At 69.6% G+C, this 20,139-nt stretch carries 18 protein-coding genes; 13 read left to right on the top strand and 5 right to left on the bottom strand.

Annotated elements, in window-relative coordinates; genetic code table 11:
• The first annotated feature begins 120 nt into the window (after window positions 1-120).
• From BMX32_RS04385 to BMX32_RS04375, 3 genes are read left to right on the top strand one after another with little or no spacing between them, the layout of a single operon-like run.
• Window positions 121-1,317: a molybdopterin molybdotransferase MoeA gene (locus BMX32_RS04385; protein ID WP_089974955.1), complete on the top strand. Its 1,197-nt coding sequence runs from the start codon at window positions 121-123 to the stop codon at window positions 1,315-1,317.
• Window positions 1,314-1,847: a molybdenum cofactor guanylyltransferase gene (locus tag BMX32_RS04380; protein WP_089974951.1), complete on the top strand. Its 534-nt coding sequence runs from the start codon at window positions 1,314-1,316 to the stop codon at window positions 1,845-1,847. Before BMX32_RS04385 ends, BMX32_RS04380 begins: the two co-directional genes overlap by 4 nt.
• Entirely contained in the window at window positions 1,844-2,182 is a 339-nt protein-coding gene (locus BMX32_RS04375) for a hypothetical protein (protein WP_089974948.1), read from the top strand. The genes BMX32_RS04380 and BMX32_RS04375 overlap by 4 nt, the downstream gene beginning before the upstream one ends.
• A 20-nt stretch (window positions 2,183-2,202) precedes the next feature.
• On the opposite strand, the gene fdhD is transcribed toward BMX32_RS04375, so the two are convergent.
• The 5 genes from fdhD to dusB all read right to left on the bottom strand — a co-directional run bounded on the left by fdhD (window position 2,203) and on the right by dusB (window position 7,729).
• Entirely contained in the window at window positions 2,203-3,030 is an 828-nt protein-coding gene (gene fdhD, locus BMX32_RS04370) for a formate dehydrogenase accessory sulfurtransferase FdhD (protein WP_089974945.1), read from the bottom strand.
• Complete coding sequence (locus tag BMX32_RS04365) at window positions 3,020-5,353, bottom strand: FdhF/YdeP family oxidoreductase (protein ID WP_089976920.1); 2,334 nt, start codon at window positions 5,351-5,353, stop codon at window positions 3,020-3,022. Before BMX32_RS04365 ends, fdhD begins: the two co-directional genes overlap by 11 nt.
• 34 nt (window positions 5,354-5,387) lie before the next feature.
• Window positions 5,388-5,765, bottom strand: a complete 378-nt coding sequence (locus BMX32_RS04360) for a hypothetical protein (RefSeq protein ID WP_089974937.1) — start codon at window positions 5,763-5,765, stop codon at window positions 5,388-5,390.
• Entirely contained in the window at window positions 5,762-6,541 is a 780-nt protein-coding gene (locus BMX32_RS04355) for a scabin-related ADP-ribosyltransferase (protein ID WP_089974934.1), read from the bottom strand. The genes BMX32_RS04360 and BMX32_RS04355 overlap by 4 nt, the downstream gene beginning before the upstream one ends.
• A gap of 201 nt (window positions 6,542-6,742) precedes the next feature.
• Window positions 6,743-7,729 carry a tRNA dihydrouridine synthase DusB gene (dusB, locus tag BMX32_RS04350; protein ID WP_089974931.1) on the bottom strand — a complete coding sequence of 329 codons (987 nt, stop codon included), beginning with the start codon at window positions 7,727-7,729 and terminating at the stop codon, window positions 6,743-6,745.
• A gap of 128 nt (window positions 7,730-7,857) precedes the next feature.
• Between dusB and BMX32_RS04345 the strand changes: the two genes are divergently transcribed.
• The 10 genes from BMX32_RS04345 (at window position 7,858) to BMX32_RS04300 (ending at window position 20,065) form a co-directional block, all read left to right on the top strand.
• The gene (locus tag BMX32_RS04345; protein WP_089974928.1) at window positions 7,858-8,061 is read left to right on the top strand and encodes a hypothetical protein; all 204 of its coding nucleotides are present in this window, start codon (window positions 7,858-7,860) and stop codon (window positions 8,059-8,061) included.
• Between the two features lie 46 nt (window positions 8,062-8,107).
• Window positions 8,108-8,755: a cupredoxin domain-containing protein gene (locus BMX32_RS04340; protein WP_089974924.1), complete on the top strand. Its 648-nt coding sequence runs from the start codon at window positions 8,108-8,110 to the stop codon at window positions 8,753-8,755.
• Between the two features lie 8 nt (window positions 8,756-8,763).
• Entirely contained in the window at window positions 8,764-11,106 is a 2,343-nt protein-coding gene (locus tag BMX32_RS04335; RefSeq protein WP_089974922.1) for a putative bifunctional diguanylate cyclase/phosphodiesterase, read from the top strand.
• Window positions 11,103-12,290: a hypothetical protein gene (locus BMX32_RS04330; RefSeq protein WP_139206665.1), complete on the top strand. Its 1,188-nt coding sequence runs from the start codon at window positions 11,103-11,105 to the stop codon at window positions 12,288-12,290. Before BMX32_RS04335 ends, BMX32_RS04330 begins: the two co-directional genes overlap by 4 nt.
• Before the next feature lie 15 nt (window positions 12,291-12,305).
• Window positions 12,306-13,523 carry a GGDEF domain-containing protein gene (locus BMX32_RS04325; RefSeq protein WP_089974915.1) on the top strand — a complete coding sequence of 406 codons (1,218 nt, stop codon included), beginning with the start codon at window positions 12,306-12,308 and terminating at the stop codon, window positions 13,521-13,523.
• Between the two features lie 194 nt (window positions 13,524-13,717).
• Window positions 13,718-16,318, top strand: coding sequence for a glycoside hydrolase family 31 protein (locus BMX32_RS04320; RefSeq protein WP_170843559.1), 2,601 nt, complete (start codon window positions 13,718-13,720; stop codon window positions 16,316-16,318).
• A gap of 3 nt (window positions 16,319-16,321) precedes the next feature.
• On the top strand, window positions 16,322-17,224 hold the full coding sequence (locus BMX32_RS04315; protein WP_089974908.1) for a glycine betaine ABC transporter substrate-binding protein OsmF: 903 nt from the start codon (window positions 16,322-16,324) through the stop codon (window positions 17,222-17,224).
• Window positions 17,221-18,360, top strand: a complete 1,140-nt coding sequence (locus BMX32_RS04310; protein ID WP_089974905.1) for an ABC transporter permease — start codon at window positions 17,221-17,223, stop codon at window positions 18,358-18,360. Before BMX32_RS04315 ends, BMX32_RS04310 begins: the two co-directional genes overlap by 4 nt.
• The gene (locus BMX32_RS04305; RefSeq protein ID WP_089974902.1) at window positions 18,357-19,286 is read left to right on the top strand and encodes an ABC transporter ATP-binding protein; all 930 of its coding nucleotides are present in this window, start codon (window positions 18,357-18,359) and stop codon (window positions 19,284-19,286) included. The genes BMX32_RS04310 and BMX32_RS04305 overlap by 4 nt, the downstream gene beginning before the upstream one ends.
• 74 nt (window positions 19,287-19,360) lie before the next feature.
• Window positions 19,361-20,065 carry an ABC transporter permease gene (locus BMX32_RS04300; RefSeq protein WP_211664168.1) on the top strand — a complete coding sequence of 235 codons (705 nt, stop codon included), beginning with the start codon at window positions 19,361-19,363 and terminating at the stop codon, window positions 20,063-20,065.
• The last annotated feature ends 74 nt before the right edge of the window (window positions 20,066-20,139 follow it).

Genomic DNA, 20,139 nt, shown 5'->3' with positions numbered 1-20,139 from the left:
TCTTCCTGTGGGAGCGGCCAAGGCCGCTCCCACACGGGCAAGAGCTCGTTGCGATACCTGCCTCTGCGGAGTGCGGTACCGTTCTATCTAATCCACGCATGGGCGGGTTAGGCTGCGCCCATGCTTTCCTACCCCGATGCCCTCGCGCTGCTGCTCGGCGCCGTTTCGCCCCTCGGCCGGGAGTCCGCGCCGACCGAGGCCGCCCTGGGGCGCGTCCTCGCCACCGACATCGTCAGTCCATTGGCTTTGCCGTCGTTCGACAACGCGGCGATGGACGGTTACGCCTTGCGCGCCGCCAGCGACGTCGTGCCGGCGGGATCGTCGTACGTGGTCGCCGCGATGCAGGCGGCGGGCGACGTGACGCAGGCGCTGCCGGGCGCGGAAGCCTGCGAGATCGCGACGGGCGCGCGCATGCCCGATGGGTTCGATACCGTCGTGCCGATCGAGCGCACGGAGCGCGAGGGAGAGCAGGTGCGCTTCCTCGCCGACGAACGTCGCGGACAGAACGTTCGCCACGCGGGTGCGGACATCGCCGTGGGCGAGCACGCGCTGGCGCGCGGTCGTCGCATCGACGCGGCCGCCATCATGTTGCTCGCGGCGCTCGGCATCGAGCATGTCGACGTCGTGCGCCGCCCGCGGGTGGCCGTCATCACCACGGGCAGCGAACTCAATGCGCCGGGGCCGCTTCCCCCGGCCGGCATCCACGATTCCAACGGTCCGTTTCTCGCCGCGAGCCTCGCGCGCTGGGGCGTGGATTTCCTCGGCCGTACGCGTGTGCCCGACACGGGCGACGGGTTCGCCTCCGCCATGCACCGCGCCCTCGATGCGAAGGCCGATCTCGTCGTCACCACCGGCGCCGTCTCGGCAGGGCGCTTCGACTTCGTACCTGCCGCGCTGGCGTCGCTTGGCGCGACGGCACTCTTCCACAAGGTCGCCATCCGGCCGGGCAAGCCGCTGCTGGCCGCTCGCTTCGATGGTGGCCCGCTCGTGCTCGCCTTGCCCGGCAATCCGATCGCCGTGGCGGTGGGTTACCGCTTTTTCGTCGGCCCCGTGTTGCGTGGCATGGCGGGGCTTCCGCCGGAATCGGCCACGCGCGTGAGGCTCGCGGCGCCGCTTGCGCGACGCGAAGGCATGCAGCACTTCGCCCTCGGTTCGCTCGCGCGCGACGTGGCCGGCCATCAGGTCGCTCACGAGGCGGAGGGCCAGGCCGCCTATCGCATCGTGCCCTACGCGCAGGCCGACACCTGGTTGTCGGCGGCAGGCGAGGCGGGCGACACCGCCGATGCCTGGCCGCTCGACGTGTCGGACGCGTCGTGATCGTCGGCCTGATCCTCGCCGGTGGTCGCTCGTCGCGCATGGGGGTGGACAAGTCGGCCCTCGCGATCGATGGCGACACGATGCTCGGGCGCACGGCGAAGGCCCTTCGCGCCGCCGGTGCCGATCGCGTGGCCATCAGCGGCACGCGCGAAGGCGGCATCCCCGATCGCTGGCCCGGCATGGGGCCGATCGGCGGCATCGCCAGCGCGGCGCTCGGCCTGCCCGACGGAGAGTGGCTCGTGGTGCCGGTCGACATGCCCCGGCTGGGCAACGCGGTGCTCGCGCCGTTGCTCGCCGAGCGCAGCCTCGGCGCCACCTGCTGGGAGCGGCATCCGCTGCCCATGCGACTGACGATGAACGCGGCCACCCGCGACGCATTGGCCGACCTCGTGACCCGGCCCGGCAGGGAATGCTCGGTGTCCGCGTTGCAGGCGCGTCTCGGCGCGACCACACTGGCGCCGGACGGCGTCGATGCGCGCCTCCTGATCAACTGCAATACCCCCGACGACTGGCGCGAGGCGAACGCATGAGGGTACAGCTCGAAGAAGACACGGTACGCGTCCGCATCGACGAGGACGAACTGGCCGAACTGCTCGACGACATCGCGCTGCTCGGCTCGACGGCCTTCGGCACCGCGTTCACGATGCGCTACTCGATCGACGCCACCGATGGTCCCGTCTGCACGCTGTCGGGCAACGCGCACGAATGGCGCATGGGCGTGCCGCGCGTCGCCCTGAGCGACCTGCAGGCGAAGCTGCCGAGCAAGGACGGCCTGGTTTTCGATATTCCCGGCTACGACACCGTCGCCACGACGGTGCGGTTCGACGTCGACATCAAGGACAGCCTGCGCCGCCGACGCGGCTAGCGAGCCTCGGTGGGAGCCAGTCAGTCGGCGATGCGATCCGGCCGGCTGTACACGTTGAAACGTCCCGGCCGGGCGAAGCCGACGAGCGTCACGCCGCAGTCGGCGGCGAGGTGCACCGCGAGCGCGGTGGGGGCGGAGATCGCCACCACGGTGGCGATGCCCGCGACCGCGGCCTTCGTCACCATCTCGTAGCTGGCGCGACTGGTGATCACCAGAAAGCCCGCGCGCGGATCCGTGCCGCCCGCGAGCATCCCGCCGATGAGCTTGTCGAGCGCGTTGTGACGACCGACGTCTTCGCGCACGGCCACGATGTTGCCGTCAGGCAGCGCCCAGGCCGCGGCGTGCACGGACCCGGTGAACGCATTGATGGGCTGCTGCGCGCGCAGACCTTCCAGCGCGCGTTCGATCGCGTCGACGGTCAGCGACGGCCCGCCAGTCACGGGCGCGGGATGGCGCACCACGTCTTCCAGTTCGCGGCTGCCGCAGATGCCGCAACCGCTGCGGCCGGGGAGTTCGCGCGCTTCGCTCGTGTCGCCGCGTCGGGATGACTCGGTGGCACCGCCGGTCGTGCGGACGTCCACCACGATGCCTTCGAAAACTTCGCGCACTTCGATGTCCGCGATGTCGAGGACGTTGTCGATCTTCCCTTCCGTCAGCGCGAACCCGCGCGCGAAGTCTTCGAGGTCGGCAGGCGTCGTCATCATTACCGCGAAAGGCGCGCCGTCGAAGTGCATCGCCACGGGCACCTCTTCGGCGAGGCGATCGTCGTCTTCCATCCGCTTGCCGCGCTCGAAGCGCACGACGGGGCGCGTGGCGCACCCGGCCGGCGGTGTCCGGTCAGACGACATGGGCGACCTCCGGCTTGCGAAGCGCCTGCGGTTCGCGGCTGGGTTCGACCACGACCGGCACGGATTTGTACGCCGGCGTGCCCGATCGCCGGTCGTGGCTTTCGAGCGCGATCAGCGCGTTGCCTTCGGGGTAGTACATGGCGATGGCGCCCCTGGCGATGCCGTACGCCACTGCGGTGACGCCGAGAACGGCGCGCGCCTTGCCATCCGCCACGTTGACTCCCGTGGCGTGGATATCGATGCGGTCGCCGTGCTTCAGGCCGCGCGCGGCGAGGTCGTCGGGATGCATGAACACCACGTCGCGACGGCCACTGACGCCGCGGTAGCGGTCGTTGAGGCCGTAGATCGTGGTGTTGTACTGATCGTGCGAGCGGATGGTGGTCAGCATGAGGCCATCGGCCTCCAGCGGCGGGTCTTCGTCGAGTCCGCGTGCGACGAGAAAGTGCGCGCGCCCGTCCGGTGTTTCCCACACGCGGTCGCTGGCCGCCACACGCAGGCGGAAGCCGCCGGGTTGGCTCACGCGGCGGTTGAAGTCGAAGAAGATGGGAAAGACCTTTTCGATGTCATCGCGGATCAGGTTGTAGTCGCCGACGAGCCGGTCCCAGTCGACCTTCGTCCGCGGCAGCGTCGCCTTCGCGATGCCGGCGACGATCCACGGCTCCGAGCGGAGGTACTCGGATGCGGGTGCGAGCGTGCCGGCGGACGCATGCACCATCGACATCGAATCCTCCACCGTGACCGCCTGCGGGCCTGTGGCCTGTTCGTCGCGCTCCGTGCGTCCGAGGCAGGGCAGGATGAACGATTGCTTCGCCAGCAGCAGATGCGACCGGTTGAGCTTGGTCGCGACATGCACGGCGAGGTCGAGCCGGCGCATCGCGGCGAACGTTTCCTCCGTGTCGGGCATGGCCACGGCGAGATTGCCGCCAAGCGCGATCAACGCCTTCGAACGCCCTTCGCGAATCGCGATCACGGCCGCGACGGCGTCGTGACCGTGCGCCGTCGGTGGCTCGAAGCCGTAGGTCTTGCGGAGGCCTTCGTTGAGCGCCGCGCCCGGTTTCTCCGTGATGCCGACCGTGCGATCGCCCTGCACGTTGCTGTGGCCGCGCAGCGGACAGATGCCCGCGCCGCGTCGGCCGATGTTGCCGCGCATCAGCAGCAGGTTTGCGATCTGCTGCACGTTCTCCGTGCCGTGCGCGTGCTGCGTGATGCCCATGCCGTAACAGACGATGACGTTCCTGGCCCGGGCGTAGATGCCGGCGATGGCTTCGATCTCGGTGCGCGTCAGGCCCGCGTTGCGCTCGATGGCCTCCCACGACGTGCGATCGAGGTCGGCGACGAGGGCGTCGAAGCCCGACGTATGCGCGGCGATGAAATCGCGATCGATCACCCCCGTTTCGCCTGCCGCGAGCGCACGCGCGTCGGCGGCGAGCAGTGTCTTCATCATGCCCTTGAGCACGGCGACGTCGCCGCCGATCTTCAGCGTGTAGTACGTCGACGCGATACGCACCGAGCCACCGGTGAGCATTTCCACGGGGCTCTGCGGCGAGGTGAAGCGTTCGAGACCGCGCTCCGGCAGCGGGTTGAGCACGACGATGGGTACATCGCGCAGCGACACCTCGCGCAACGTGCCGAGCATGCGCGGATGATTGGTGCCGGGGTTGTGGCCGATGCAGAACACCGCGTCGCAGTGCTCGAAATCCTCCAGCGTGACGGTGCCCTTGCCCACGCCGATCGATGGCGGCAAGCCGACGCTGGTCGCCTCGTGACACATGTTCGAGCAGTCCGGGAAATTGTTCGTGCCGTACTCGCGTGCGAGCAGCTGGTACAGGAACGCCGCCTCGTTGGATGCGCGTCCGGACGTGTAGAACTCGGCCATGTCCGGATGGGGCAGGGCGCGCAGCGCCTCGCCGATGCGGCGGAACGCCTCGTCCCACGCGATGGGGCGATACGTGTCGCTGTCCGCGTCGTAGGCCAGGGGGTGGGTCAGTCGCCCCAGGCCCTCCAGCGCGTAGTCGGAGAGATGCCACAAGTCGGCGACCCGGTTGGCGGCGAAGAACGCCGGGCGCACGCGCTTCGCCGTCGCTTCCCACGACACGGCCTTGGCGCCGTTCTCGCAGAACTCGAACGACGAGGTTTCCTTCGGATCCGGCCAGGCGCAGCCCGGGCAGTCGAAGCCGCTTGGTTGGTTGACCTTGTGCAATGCGAACGTCTCGCGACCGAGGGCCATCTGCGAGCTGAGCGCCCGGGCGACCGCTCCCAGTGCTCCCCAACCGCCGGCCGCGCCGTCGTAGGTTTCGATGCCGGGAACCGGGTTATCGCTCATGTCCGCTCGCTCGTGGTAATCGCCATGGATCATTCTAGTTCTGCGGATCGAAGAACACGACGTTGATGCCGATGTCGTCGCCGGGATGGCCCTTGGTCTGGTAGCAGACCTTTCGCCCGAGCGAATAGGCGGTGTAGAGCAAGGGCTGCATGCCCACGCGGGGCACGCGGTACCAGATACGGTCGTCGGAGAACGCGGCATATACGGCGTCGGTCGCGGTATTCCAGACGGAGGCGACGGTCACGCCGCAGCGGAAGCCGGGAGAGTTCGCCGCGCGGTCGATCGGCGCGTTGTACGGATTGCTTTTCGTCGGTACGGCATTGATCTGTTGCGCCGCGACCGACGGCGGCAGGCAGGCGATGCCCGTCGCCAGGCACGCGGCGAACAGGCCGAGGGGTCCTTGGGTCTTCATTGTTCGTCCTTGATCCTTTCTTCGATGGCGGGTGTCTCGTCGAACAGGGCGATCATCGCGGCTGTCTTCGCCTGCACCTTGCTGCGGCATGCGAGCACGTTCCGTCGCGTGTCGCCCGGGGTTTCGCGCCTGCCGCGGGCCGCGAACAGGGAAAAGCCGAAACACGAGCTGCCACACACCGCTCCCGGGGAGTCGGGCTCCGAGGGCGCATCGAGGCTGTAATTCCAGATGTAGGGCGTGGTGACCACGGTGGAGGGCGCCGCGACGTAGTGCAGGTTGATGTGCGTGGTCACGCGCTCGGGTGCCACCGCGGGACCGCGGCTGACGTATTCGGCGGCGTCGACGATCGTATGCCGGGGAATCGTGCCGCGCGATGCCCACTCGCTCTGCTCGACGAACGTCCGCGCCGCCTCGCGGTATGGCTGGTGGGCCGTCGCGGCATACGCATGCATGAGGCTGGTCGTGGTGTTGTAGAACTGCGCCGTCTGTCTGATCCGGTACACATAGAAACGACGTCCGCGACGCACCACTTCGCTGCCCCAGTCCAGCGCGAACTGCGCATCGGACGTGGTGGCGACGAAGCCCGAGGTCTGCTCGCTGAAATAACAGGTCTGGCCCGTGACGTGGCGATAGAGATTGGTGTTGACGCCGGGCGGGATGAAGCCCGTGGCAAAGATCGCATCCGGCGGGCGCATGTCCATGCGATAGAGAAACCGCTCCGCCTGACATGCGACCGAGACCGAGACGAGACAGAGAAAAAGCAGCCAGCGTTGCATGCGGGCATCCGTGCGCCGTGAGAGAGGTCGGGCATGTTACGGGCGCGCCCGTCGAGGCACATGCGGCGAGCGCTTGACTCCAATGGCGGTGCGCGCTGTTAGTCGCGTAAGGCTTTCGCTCTGGTGGGAGCCAGCCTGCTGGCGATGGGTCCTTGTCGCGAGCACCCATCGCCAGCAGACTGGCCCCCACCAGAGCGTGGATCAGGCGGCCAGCGACGTGCCGGACGCCAGTGCGTCGAAATAGTCGCGCGTGAGGCGCAGCTGGTTGTCGGCGTCTTCCGCCTGATTGACCACATGCCGGAAGGCGGCGTTTTCCGGCCGGTCCCTGGCGTACCAGCCGAGGTGCTTGCGCGCGATGCGCACACCCATCTTCTCGCCGTAGAACGCGTAGAGGTGTTCGAGATGGCCGATGAGGATGTCGCGCACTTCGGCGGGCGTGGGTTCCGGCAGGAACCCGCCGGTTTCGAGGTGATGCGCGACCTCGCGGAAGATCCACGGACGACCCTGCGCGCCCCGCCCGATCATGACGGCGTCGGCGCCGGTCACGCGCAGGACCTCGCGCGCCTTGGCCGGGTCGACGATGTCGCCGTTGGCGAGCACGGGGATCGACACGCTCGCCTTCACGGCGGCGATGGTCGCGAATTCGGCTTCGCCTTCGTATTTGTCGGCCCGGGTGCGCCCATGCACGGCGAGGGCGGCGATGCCGGCGTCCTGTGCGATGCGCGCGATCGTCAGCGCGTTGCGATGCTCGCGATCCCAGCCGGTGCGGATCTTCAGCGTCACGGGAATGTCGACGGCCTTCACGACCGCATGGAGGATGCGCGCGACGAGTGGCTCGTCCTGCAACAGGGCGGACCCCGACCAGACGTTGCACACCTTCTTCGCGGGGCAGCCCATGTTGATGTCGACAATCTGCGCGCCGTTGTCGGCGTTGTACTTCGCAGCCTCCGCGAGCATGCCCGGGTCGTAGCCGGCGATCTGCACGCTGACGGGCTCGGGTTCGCCGTCGTGATCCATGCGGCGCAACGACTTGGTCGTGTTCCAGAGGCGGGGATCGGCCGTGGTCATCTCGGACACGGCGAGCCCGGCCCCCATGCGCTTGCACAGGAGCCGGAACGGCTTGTCGGTGACGCCGGCCATGGGTGCGAGCACCACGGCGGGCGAGATGGCATAGGGGCCGATACGCATGGCGTTGATTTTACGCCATTAGCGGGCCCATCGTGGCCCGGCCCCCCGAAAGGCCGCCCGCCGTTCGGTCTATTGTCCCTTCACATCCGGCGGCATAACGTCCGGGTCGAGGACTGGGGGGATGCGCCATGCAGAAGAGAATCCGGAAGGTCGCCGCCGTCACGGGCATCGTGCTGTCGCTGGCGTGCGGCGTCGCCGGCGGGGCCGGGCGCCCGTCGTTCGACGATGTCGCGAGCGCGCGATACCGCGCCGACCCGTGGAGTACCGATCCGTGCGGCGCGCAGCGTCACATGGTCGGGGTGTGCCGGTTGCTGCGCCCTGTTCGCGGTTGATCGGCGATCTGGGCTAGGCTTGCCCCACGTTCTCGGGGGAAAAGTCATGCAACGCCTGCTGATCGCGACGGCCACACTGCTCTCGCTCGCCGCCGGTTCGGTCCATGCCGGACGCGTGGCCGTGGAAGTGGTCGACGTGGAGGGCCGCCCGGTGCGGGATGCCGTGGTGAGCCTGGAGCCGGCCGGAGGCGCGGCCCCGAAAACCTATGCGCCGACCACGCACTACGTGGACCAGAAGAACGAGACGTTCATTCCCTATGTGACGGCCCTGCACGCCGGAGACAGCGTCGTGTTCCGCAACAGCGACGGCACGCGCCACCAGGTCTACTCGTTCTCCGGGCTCGCGAAATTCGAATACGTGCTGAGTCCCGGTGAAAGCTCGCCGCCGCTGGTGCTGCCGCGCGCCGGCAACGTCGCCGTCGGCTGCAACATCCACGACATGATGATCGCCTACCTCTACGTGACGAAGGACGCCGATCTCGCGGTCACCGACGCGAAGGGCAGGGCGACCCTGGACGGCGTGGGCGCGGGAAGCTACCGGGCCCATGCATGGCATCCCCAGCTGCGGCCGGGCATCGTGTTGCCGGTGCAGGGCGTCAGCGTCGATGAGTCCACGCCAGGGACGGTGACGTTCACGCTCGCGCTGTTGCCCGACCCACGGGGCACGGCCGATCGCGAACACATCGGGTACTGAGCCCACGCATGCGCTTGCCCGGCTTCCGCTCGCGGCTCGCCCTGTTCTTCGTCGCCACGCTCGTCCTCGTTCAGGGCGTGACGGCGATCCTCACCTATGGCATCGCCCACCGGCAGCTCGTCGCGGAAGGCGGGCGCCAGCTCAGTGCGAACGCCAGCGCGTTCGTGGCGCAGATGAACGACCTGTCGATCCGCGTGGCGAACGGTGTGCAGATCCTGTCGCTCGACTACGGACTGCGCTCGGCCATCGGCGCGCAGGACAAGGAGACCGTGCTCTCCGTGCTGCGCAACCACGGACGACGCGTCGGCGCCGCGCGGATGCAGCTGCTCGGGCTCGACGGTCGCCTTCAGGCCGACACGCTCGACCCAGCGGCGGGCGGTCAGGCCTATGCGTTTCCCGACCTGCTCGACGGCGCGTCCGATACTCGCGGCGCGGCCGTCGTCGTCACCGATGGCAAGGCGTACTGGGTCGTGGTGGTGCCGATCTACGCGCCGCAGCCCGTGGGGCTCGTGGTCGCGAGCATTCCGGTCGACGACGCGCTGCTGACCCACATGCAACAGCTGTCGGCCTTGCCTCGCGACGTGGAGCTCGCGACGCCGGCGGGCAACGGCCGATACCTGGTCATCGCACGCGGCAGTCACGATTCCGGACTGGCCGAACACTTCTCCGCGCGTGCCGAGGCGGTACCCGAAGTGCCCACGCTGGCGACCATCGGCGGACGCGAATACCTCGTGCTGGCGCAGCTGCTTCGGCAGCCGAAGGGCGGCGGCGCCGTGTACGCGGTACTCGGTTACTCGCTCGACGACGCGCTGCGCCCCTACCGGCCGGTGTGGAACGCGTGGCTCGCGGTGCTGCTCGTCGGTCTCGCCGGTGGGTTCCTGGTCGCGTGGCTCGTCGCGCGTGGCGTGGCCCGTCCCGTCGAGGCACTGGCGGGATCGGCGCGACGCATCGCGACGGGCGACTACGAAGACCTGCCGGACGTGCGACGCCGCGACGAGGTGGGCGACCTCGCGGTGGCGTTCCGGACCATGACCGACGCCCTCCGCGAGCGCGAGCGTCGCATCCGTCACCAGGCGTCGCACGACGACGTGACCGGCCTGCCCAATCGCGCGGCGGCGGAGGCGGCCATCGACGACGACCTCGCCACGACGCCCGGGATGCCGGGCGCGCTGCTCATCGTGGGCCTCAACCGCCTGCCGGAGATCGTGAAGACCGTCGGTCATGCGCTGGCCGACCGGTTGATGCGCGACGCGGGAGAGCGGCTCGGCCAATCCGTGGGCCCGCATCTGGTCGCACGGGCGACCGACATGCAGTTCGCCGTCTGGCTGCGCGACACGGGCCGGATGGAGGCCATCGACACGGCGTTCCGCCTCATGGAGGTACTGGGCCAGCCGTACCTCGAAGACGACGTCCGCATGGATATGGGGCCGGCCGTCGGCATCGCGCTGACGCCGACGCACGGCGAGCACGCCGCCACGCTCCTGCGCCGCGCGGAGGTCGCGGAGTTCGCGGCCGTCGGGTCGGCGCGGGGCGTCGACGTCTACGATGCCGCCGCCGACCCGCATCGGCCCGAACGACTGTCGCTCATGGGGGAACTGCGGGCCGCGATCGAATCCGATGCGCTGGAGCTCTGGTATCAGCCGAAACGCCGGCTCGCCGACGGGTCGATCGACAGTGCCGAGGCGCTGGTGCGCTGGCAGCGCCCGGGTCGAGGCCATGTCTCGCCCGAACTCTTCATCGCCGTCGCGGAGGAGACGGGCAACATCGCCCGGCTGACGCGCTGGGTGCTCGCGCGGGCGACGCGGGAGGCGGCGATGCTCGCGGCGGCGGGCATCGACATCAAGGTGGCCGTGAACCTGTCGGCCCGGGACATCGGCGATCTCGACCTGCCCGAGCGGGTCGAGGCGTTGCTGCACGCCCACGGCATCCCGGCGCGGGCCCTCGCGCTCGAGGTGACGGAGAGCGCCGTGATCGCCGAACCCGGTGCCGCGCTTCAAGTCCTCGGCCGGCTCGCCGATATGGAGATCGACGTGGCCATCGACGATTTTGGTATCGGGCAGACGTCGTTCGCCTACCTCCGCCGCCTGCCCGTCAGCGAATTGAAGATCGACAAGATGTTCGTCCAGCACCTCGCCACCGATGAAACGGACCGCGTGATCGTCCAGTCGCTGGTCGAGCTCGGCCACCGGCTGGGCTACGAGGTCACGGCCGAAGGGGTGGAAGACGAAGCCAGCCTCGCGTTCCTCACGGCCATGGGCTGCGATCACGCGCAGGGCTATCTGATCGACCGGCCGATGCCGTTCGCCGATCTCGTGTCGCGCTGCATGCCGCTATGGCAGGGGCCGGCGTGACGCCGGTCCTACGCCGCTGTGCCGTCGCGCTGCTGGCCGGTATCGCCGCTTCCACGGGAACGGCGCAGGACGTGAAGCTGCACGCCTTCGCGGATGCGCGGCTGGTCGACGCGCCCGCGCCCCGGTCGTTCGTCGACGGCGGGAGCGGGCACACACGCTATGGCGACGACGCGCGCGGCGTGCGGTTCGGCGCGGCCGGCCTCGTCGTCACCGCGCAGCCGACGCCGTCGCTGTTCGCGCTCGTCGACGTCCAGCTGCAGCGCACCGATCGCACCGACCTGCAGGTTCCCGAGGCGTACGTGCGCTATCGGCCGGTGTCGACCGGTGCGTGGCGCGGCTCGGCGAAAGCCGGCCTCTACTTCCTGCCGATCTCGCTGGAAAACGACGGCATCGGCTGGACCAGCCCGTGGACCATCACGCCCTCGGCGATCAACAGCTGGGTGGGGGAGGAAATCCGCGGGTTCGGCGCCGAAGTGCGCGAGGAATGGCGGGCGCGGAGCGGCACGCTTTCCTTCGGCGGCGGCCTCTTCCGGAACAACGACGTGGCCGGCAACATCCTCGCCCTGCGCGGCTGGTCGCTGAGCGACGTCACGTACGGTATCGGCGGCCGCCTGCGCGAGCCGGCCGACCGCGGCGAGCGCGAAACCTACGACCCGTTCCGACCCATCGGAGGACGCACGGGCTGGTATGCCGATGCGTCGTGGAAAGCGATCGAGGGCTGGGAGCTGCGCGCGCTGCATTACGACAACCGCGCCGACCCCGCGGCGTACACGCTCTATGCGGGCGGCGAGCGACTCTTCGCCTGGCGTACGCGTTTCTGGTCGGCCGGCGCGGTCTGGACCCGGGGCCCCCTGACCGTCATCGCCCAGGCGATGGACGGCGATACCGATGTGCGACCCGACGGCGTCAGCTTCCTTACCCCGTTCCGATCCGCGTTCGTGCTCGCGGGGTGGAATCGCGGCGCCTGGCGTCCGGCGGTGCGCGTGGAGCGGTTCAGCACGCGCAATCCGTCCGAGCGCGGGCATGCCGTCACCGCCGCTCTCAACTGGCGCCCGCTCGACTGGCTGCGCCTCACCGCCGAGTGGCTGCACGTGGACGTGAACCGCGACGCCTCCGCCGTGTTCGGCGATCCCTCGCGGCAGGGCGGCAACCAGTTGCAGCTGCTTGCCCGCGTTTATTACTGAGCCACGGGACGTACGATGCGACACGAGGCGGACAACGACGGCACGGATCGCACGGGCCCGGATCTCTGGGAGCGTAAATACCACCTCGCGCTCGAGCGGATGGAGCACGACGAGCGGGAGTTCCGCGCCGTCGGCGACGTGCTGCGCCGGCTGTCGCTGCGTCTCGCCGTGCTCGTCCGGGGCGACGGTGGCGAACTCGACCGCTTGCTCGACAGCCTGACATACGAACTGCGCGGCTCGCCGTCGCCGGCCACCCTCGAACCGCTGCTCGATGCGCTCGCCGAGGCCGTGACGCAGCTCGACGCGGCGCCCTCGCCGGCGTCGCGGCCGGACGAGCCGTCGCCGGAGCGCGCGGTCGTCGATGCGCTTCGCGCCGACGTCGCGCGTCTCCAGGATCTCCTCGGCGCCGTGAGCGCGCGGCTCGGCGACATGACGCGCTATCTTGCGGGCGAGAACGCGGCCAGCGACGCGGGCGAGCAGGGCGGTCGGATGCTGGATGCCCAGGTGCGCGAGGAGATGCGTGCGCTCGGCGAGCGCACGCTGGCCGCGACGGATCTCGCCAGCCTGCAGGCCGAAGTCGACGAACGGCTCTCGGTGATCGACCGCCACTTCCGCGATTTCCGCGAACGCGAGGACGCCCGCCTCACCGCGTATCGCGAGCGCGCGAAGCGCATGCACGATCGCGTGGAACAACTGGAGTCGGAGGCGACCACGCTGCAGGACTCGCTGCGCCGGGAGCACGAGCTCGCCCTGACCGATCGGCTCACGGGCCTGCCGAACCGCCTCGCCTACGACCGACGCGTCGCCGACATCGAGCGCGAGGTGCGCGAAGACGGCGGCGTCGCCTGCATCGGCGCCTTCGACGTCGACCACTTCAAGGTCATCAACGATACGTATGGCCATGCCGCGGGCGACGCCGTGCTGCGTATCGTCGGCCAGACCCTCGCGCGCGAGCTCGAAGGAAAGGCTTTCGTGGCCCGCTACGGCGGAGAGGAGTTCGTGGTCCTGTTCGCCGACATGAACCCCGACGACGCCGAGGTGCTCTCGCGACACCTCTGCACCACGGTGGAAAAGCTCGCGTTCCACGCCAGCTCGAAGCCGGTCACCGTGACCATGTCGGGTGGCCTCACGCGTTTCACCGCCGCCGAACGCGCCGCCGCCGTCTTCGATCGCGCCGATCGCGCGCTGTATGCGGCGAAACGCGCCGGGCGCAATTGCTGCGTAGTGCTCTGACGCACGTGTAGGAGCGGACCTGGCCGCGATGGGTGCTTGCCGCGAGCACCCCTTCGCGGCCGGGTCCGCTCTTACAGGAGCAGGCGCCCGCAGATCGGGGCCGGATGCTTCAAGAATGCGGGGCCGTTCACCGGTTCGTTGCGGCGTCGCGTCATAATGGTCCGCCTCCGGTCCGAAGAAGGGTGCCCCAGCCCATGGAAGCCAAGACAGACGGTCGCGCCATCGAGGGCGCGGCAGCGAGTCCCGAAGCCATCGTCGAACGAGGGAACGTCCGGTTCACCGTCCTCACGCCCCGCCTGATCCGCATGGAATGGAGCGCCGATGGCGCGTTTCGCGACGATCGCACGCAGGTGGTCGTCCACCGTGCGCTCGAGGTGCCGCCCTTCACGCTGGACGAAGACGGCGGCATGCTGACGATCGATACGGGGCGGGTTCGTCTGCGCTACACCATGAGTGCCGGTCGGTTCGACACGGGCAACCTGGCCGTCACGGTTCGCGTGGGCGATGGCGAGACCACCTGGCGACCCGGCACGGCGCAGCAGGCGAATCTCGGCGGCACGTACCGCACGCTCGACCGCTACGACGGCGACACGTGGCAGGACGGCAGCAAGCTGCCCATCGAGGAGGGCCTGATCGCACGCGACGGCTGGCACGTGGTCGACGACACGCATGGCTTTGGCATCGACGACGAGGGCTGGGTGCGCGAACGCCCGCCCGGCGACCGCCAGGACCTCTATTTCTTCGGTTACGGCCACGACTACCTCGCGGCGCTGGCGGATTTCGCGGCCATCGCGGGGCCGCAGCCGATCCCGCCGCGCTTCGTGTTCGGGTACTGGTGGTCGCGCTACTGGAATTATTCGGACGACGAGCTGCGCACGCTCGGCAAGCGCTTCGACAAGGAGCGCATTCCGCTCGACGTGCTCGTGCTCGACATGGACTGGCACACCACGCCCGGGCTGTCGCTGCGCCCCGGTCACGAGCAGAAGGACGCCTTCGGCGAGCAGTCGGGATGGACGGGCTACACGTTCAACCGCAGCCTGTTTCCCGATCCGAAGGCCTTCATGCGCTGGGCGCATGGCGAGAACCTGCGCATCACGCTGAACCTGCATCCGGCGTCTGGCGTGCAGCCGCACGAGGAGCGTTACGACGCGATGGCCGCCGCGCTGTCGTGGGATACCAGCACGCGTGCGCCGATACCGTTCGAAGGCACGTCGCAGCCGTACATGCGCGCGCTGTTCGACACGATCCTCCATCCGCTCGAAAGACAGGGCGTCGATTTCTGGTGGCTCGACTGGCAGCAGTGGCCGGAGTCGAAAGCGCATCCGGGCCTGTCCAACACGTGGTGGCTCAACCATGTGTTCTTCACCGAGATGCAGCGTGACGGCGATCGTCGTGGCCTCATCTACCATCGCTGGGGCGGGCTGGGTAACCATCGTTATCCGATCGGGTTCTCCGGCGACAGCGTGATCTCTTGGACGTCGCTCGCGTTCCAGCCGCACTTCACAGCGATGGCGTCCAACGTGCTCTACGGTTACTGGAGCCACGACATCGGCGGGCACACGTTCCACAAGCACATTCCGCGCCCGGAGCGTCACCTCGAACCGGAGCTCTACGCGCGCTGGATGCAGCTCGGGGTCTTCAGTCCGGTGCTGCGCACGCACTCGGCGAAGGAAGCCAGCCTGCACAAGGAGCCGTGGCACTTCGGCCCGCCCTGTGGCGATGCGATCTTCGCCGCGATCCGTCTGCGCTACCAGCTCGCGCCGTATATCTACGCGGCCGCGCGCCACGCGTACGACAGCGGCGTGTCGCTGGTGCGGCCGATGTACTACCACTGGCCGACCCACGAAGAGGCCTACGCGCACCCGTCGCAGTACATGTTCGGCAACGACATCCTCGTGGCGCCGGTGACGACACCCGTGGGTGCCGACGGCACGGCCGCGTTTCCCGTCTGGCTGCCGCCGGGCCTGTGGTACACGCGCGACGGCGCGGAATCGTTCGACGGTGGCCGGGTCCTCGAGCGGTCGTACACGCTGGAAGAGATTCCCATCTTCGTGCGGCCCGGCAGCGTGGTGCCGCTGTATCCCGAAGGCATGCGCGACCTCGCCACCGTGCCCGATTCGATCATCCTGCAGGTGTTTCCCGGCGACGAGGGGCGCGCGGAACTCTACGACGACGACGGCACGACGCAGGGCTACCAGCGCGGTGAGTTCGCGCGGACGCCGATTCGCAGCCGTCGCGGCGATCGTGCGCATCGCGTGCACATCGACGCGATGGATGGCGATTATCACGGCCGGCCGTCGACGCGCGCGTACGTCGTGCAGTTTCTCGACGCGGGCATTCCCGAAACCGTGGAGGTCAACGGCGAGGCCTTGCCGTACAGCGCGACACCCCGGCCGGGCACCTGGCTCTTCGACGCGGCGTGGTTGTGCATCCGCGTCGATCTGGGCCACGTGCCGGTCGGCGAGGCGCAGGACGTGGTGGCGCGTTTCGCGCCCGAGCACGCGCCGCCGAAGGCCTTGCTGCATCGCATGCGCCGGGCCGCCGACGCCGTCAAATACCTCAAGCAGGTGTGGGGCGACATCTCGGCGCTGCCCGACGACGTCGACCTGGCCGGCCAGGCGGCACGCGTCATCGAATACGCGGTGGAAGAGGGCGACGACGAGGGCAGGGCGGAGCGTTTCATCGCCGCGGTGAACGCCTTCGAGGCGCGCTTCGCGGCGCTGCCCGCCAGCGTCGACGCGACACCGATCGACGACGCGTTCAAGCGCACGTTCGCCGACCTGCTGGGGCGCTGACGTTTGCGTCGCCTGCTGGTCGTCGCTGTTGCCCTGATCGCGTTCGCGGCCCATGCGCAGGCGCCCGTACGCGTCGGCTCGAAGGCGGACAACGAGGGCGCGCTGCTGGGGCAGGTCGTGCTTCAGGTGCTCCGCCACGCGGGCGTGCCGGTCGTCGACCGGACGCAACTGGGGCCGACCTCCATCGTGCGGCGGGCGCTGCTCAACGGCGACCTCGACATCTACCCGGAGTACACGGGCAACGCGGCGTTCTTCTTCCACCGGGAATCCGACCCTGGCTTTCGCGATGCGGCGAAGGCGTACGCGCTGGCGTCGTCGCTGGACGCGGCCGCGAATCGCCTTGTCTGGCTGTCGCCGGCACCGGCCGACAACCACTGGGCCGTCGGCGTGCGCGGCGACGTCGCGGTACGCGAGCGCCTGCGCAGCCTCGGCGACTTCGCGCGCTGGGTGAATGGCGGGGGCGACGTGCTACTCGCCGGCTCGGCGGAATTCGTGGAGAGTGACGCGGCGCTGCCGGCGTTCCAGACCGCCTACGGTTTCACCCTGCGCGGCGATCAGCTGCTGGTGCTGGCGGGCGGCGATACCTCGGCGACGATCAAGGCGGCCGCCGAAGGCATCTCCGGCGTGAACGCCAGCATGGTTTATTCGACGGACGGCGCCATCGCCATGACCGGCCTCGTGGTGCTCGACGATCCGAAGCACGTCGAGATGGTGTACCAGCCCGCGCCGGTGGTTCGCGACGATGTGCTGCGCCGTTATCCGGCCATCCGGCCCTCGCTCGCGGCGGCGTTCCGGCCGTTGACCCTCGACGTCCTGCGCCGCCTCAACGCTCGCACGCAGATCGAAGGCGAAGATCCCGCGGCGGTCGCCGCCGACTATCTGCGCCACCAGGGCCTCGTGCCATGAGCGAGACCCGCACGCGCGGCGAGGCGCTTCCCATCCTCGTGTTGTCCACCACGGCGTTGCTGGCGGCGGCGTTCCTGCCGATGCTCCACGTCGCGCCGAATCGCCTGCTCGCCGGTGTGCCGACGAGTCCGCACACCGCATGGCTGTTCGCGGCATGGGGTGTCGCGATCGTTTGTGGCGCCGTGCGGTTTCGCGGGCACGGCGTCGTTGTCGCGAGCATCGCCTGGCTCGCGGTGGCGGGGCTGCCGTGGCTGGCGGGAATGAGCGCCGACACGATCCTCGACGGCGCGGCGCGCACGACACGCGTGCAGCTCGCCTCGGGCTTCTGGGTGACGTGGCTGGCCGCCGCGTTGTTGCTCCTCGACCGGCTGCGCGGTACGCGCGTCGTGGTGCAGGCCGGCGCGTGGGGCGCCGCACTCGCGGTCGTCGTCGCGCTGACCGTGACGGGGGCCTTCGACGGTCTCGCGCTCGTGCGCGAGTGGCAGGCCCAGCGCGCGCCGTTCGCGCAGGCGGTGGTCGTCCATGTGCGGCTGGCGGCGATCACGCTGGTGCTCGCGGTACTCACCGGCGGGCCGCTCGGCTGGTGGGTGTGGCGGAGGCGGCGCGCCGACGGCATCGTCGTGGGGTTGCTCGCGTTCCTGCAGACGGTGCCGTCCCTCGCGCTCTTCGCCTTGCTCATCGGCCCCTTCGCATGGCTCGCGCGCGCATGGCCGACCCTTGGTGCGTTGGGCTTCGGCGGCACGGGCGCAGCGCCAGCCGTGTTCGCGCTGTGGTTGTACGCGCTGCTGCCGGTGGTGCGCTATACCGTGGCCGGCCTCGGCGCGGTGCCCGAGGACGCGCGCGACGCCGCGCGCGGTCTCGGCATGAGCCGCCTGCAGGTGCTGTGGCGCGTGCAGCTGCCCTTGGGCTGGCCCGTGCTGCTCGCCGGCCTGCGCATCGTGGCGGTGCAGACCATCGGGCTGGCCGTGGTCGCCGCGCTGATCGGCGCGGGCGGATTAGGGCGTTTCGTCTTCCTCGGCATCGGGCAGGGAGCTATCGACATGGTGCTCCTGGGCACGCTCGGCATCATCGTACTGGCCTTGACGGTCGACCTGGCGTTCCAGGTCGTGCTCGCACTGACGGAGCGTCGCGCATGATCGAGTTCGAACACGTCGGCAAGCGCTTCGGCGAGCGCGTGGTGATCGAGGACCTGTCGCTGCGCATCGACGACGGCGAGTTCTTCGTGCTCGTTGGGCCATCCGGTTCGGGCAAGTCGACGTTGCTGCGCACGGTAAACCGCCTCGCCCACGTCGACAGCGGCATCGTGCGGGTGGACGGTCGCGACGTGTCGTCGGTGGAGCGCGAGGCGCTGCGGCGGGGCATCGGTTACGCGATCCAGTCGGTCGGCCTGTTTCCGCACCGCACGGTCGCGGAGAACATCGCGACCGTTCCACGCCTGCTGGCCTGGTCCGATGCCGACGTCCGTGCACGCGTGGCCGAACTCATCGACCTGCTGCGTCTCGACGAACCCGGCATCGCCGATCGCTATCCGCACACGCTGTCGGGCGGCCAGCAGCAGCGCGTGGGCGTGGCGCGCGCGCTCGCCGCGCGGCCTCGCATCGTGCTGATGGACGAGCCGTTCGGCGCCCTCGATCCGGTCACCCGCGAGTCGTTGCAGACCCGCCTCAAGGCGATCCAGCGCGATACCGGCACGACGATCCTGTTCGTCACGCATGACATGGACGAGGCCTTCCGGCTCGGCGACCGCGTGGCGGTGATGCTCGACGGCGGCCTCGCACAGGTCGGCAGGCCGCTCGATCTGTTGCACCGGCCCGTCGACGACCGTGTCCGCGACTTCGTCGGCGGTACGCATGCGCGACTGCGCGAACTCGCGGTGCGCACCGTGGGTGGGAGCATGCGCGTGGGCGACCGCGCCGACGGCGAGCCCGTCGACGCCGCGGACTCCTTGCAGGACGCGCTGGCGTCGATGCTCGCGCAGCGCCGCGATCGTCTGCCGGTCCGCGAGCGCGGCGCGATCGTCGGTGCGATCGTGCTCGGCGACCTCGTGGCGCGCGAACCGTGAGGGGCGTGGACGCTTCGTTGCGAGGGCTGGGGCGAGCACCGTTCGCCGGCAGGCTGGCTCCCACTCTCCGGATCGTGGTGCCTCTCACGGTGCTCGTCGTGTTGTTGCTCGTTCTGCCGCACTCGGGCGACTGGTTTCACGCGTGGCTGCCCGAGCTCTCGCATCCGCTCTACACGCGCACGTCGTTCGCGGCGCTGACCCTCACCCATGTGTGGCTCGTGGCCGCGGCGACCGCGGCCTCCGTGATCCTAGGTCTCGGGCTGGGCATCCTCGCGACGCGTCCCTCGGGGCGTTCGCTGCTGCCGACCGTGCGCGCCGTGGCGGTGATCGGCCAGACCTTTCCCCCGGTCGCCGTGCTGGCGATCGCGGTGCCGTTGCTCGGGTTCGGCTCGGCACCGATCCTTCTCGCGCTCGTCCTGTACGGTGTGCTTCCCGTGCTGGGGCAATCGGTGGCGGGCCTCGAACAGGTGCCGGCGTCGACCCTCCACGCGGCGGACGGCATGGGCTATGGCCGGTGGCGACGGCTGTGGGAAGTGGAGCTGCCGCTCGCGGCCGGTCCCATCATGGCGGGCGTGCGGCTGTCGGCGATCGTGAGCGTCGGCACGGCCACGATCGGGTCGGCGGTGGGTGCGACGACGCTCGGGTCGCCGATCATCGAGGGCCTGATCGGCAACAACCCGGCGTACGTGGTGCAGGGCGCCTTGCTGGTCGGCGCCCTGGCGTTGTCGGTGGATGGGTTGCTGGGGGCGGTGGAGCGTCGCTTTCAACGCGTGCGCTGAACCGGACCGGGTGGGAGCCAGCCTGCTGGCGATGGGTGCTTGCCGCGAGCACCCGTCGCCAGCAGGCTGGCTCC

The sequence above is a fragment of the Luteibacter sp. UNCMF331Sha3.1 genome (assembly GCF_900109915.1).
In the GTDB taxonomy this organism is placed as follows: Bacteria; Pseudomonadota; Gammaproteobacteria; order Xanthomonadales; family Rhodanobacteraceae; genus Luteibacter.
Note: the sequence above shows the minus strand (reverse complement) of the source record. Positions and strands in the feature narration are given on the sequence as shown.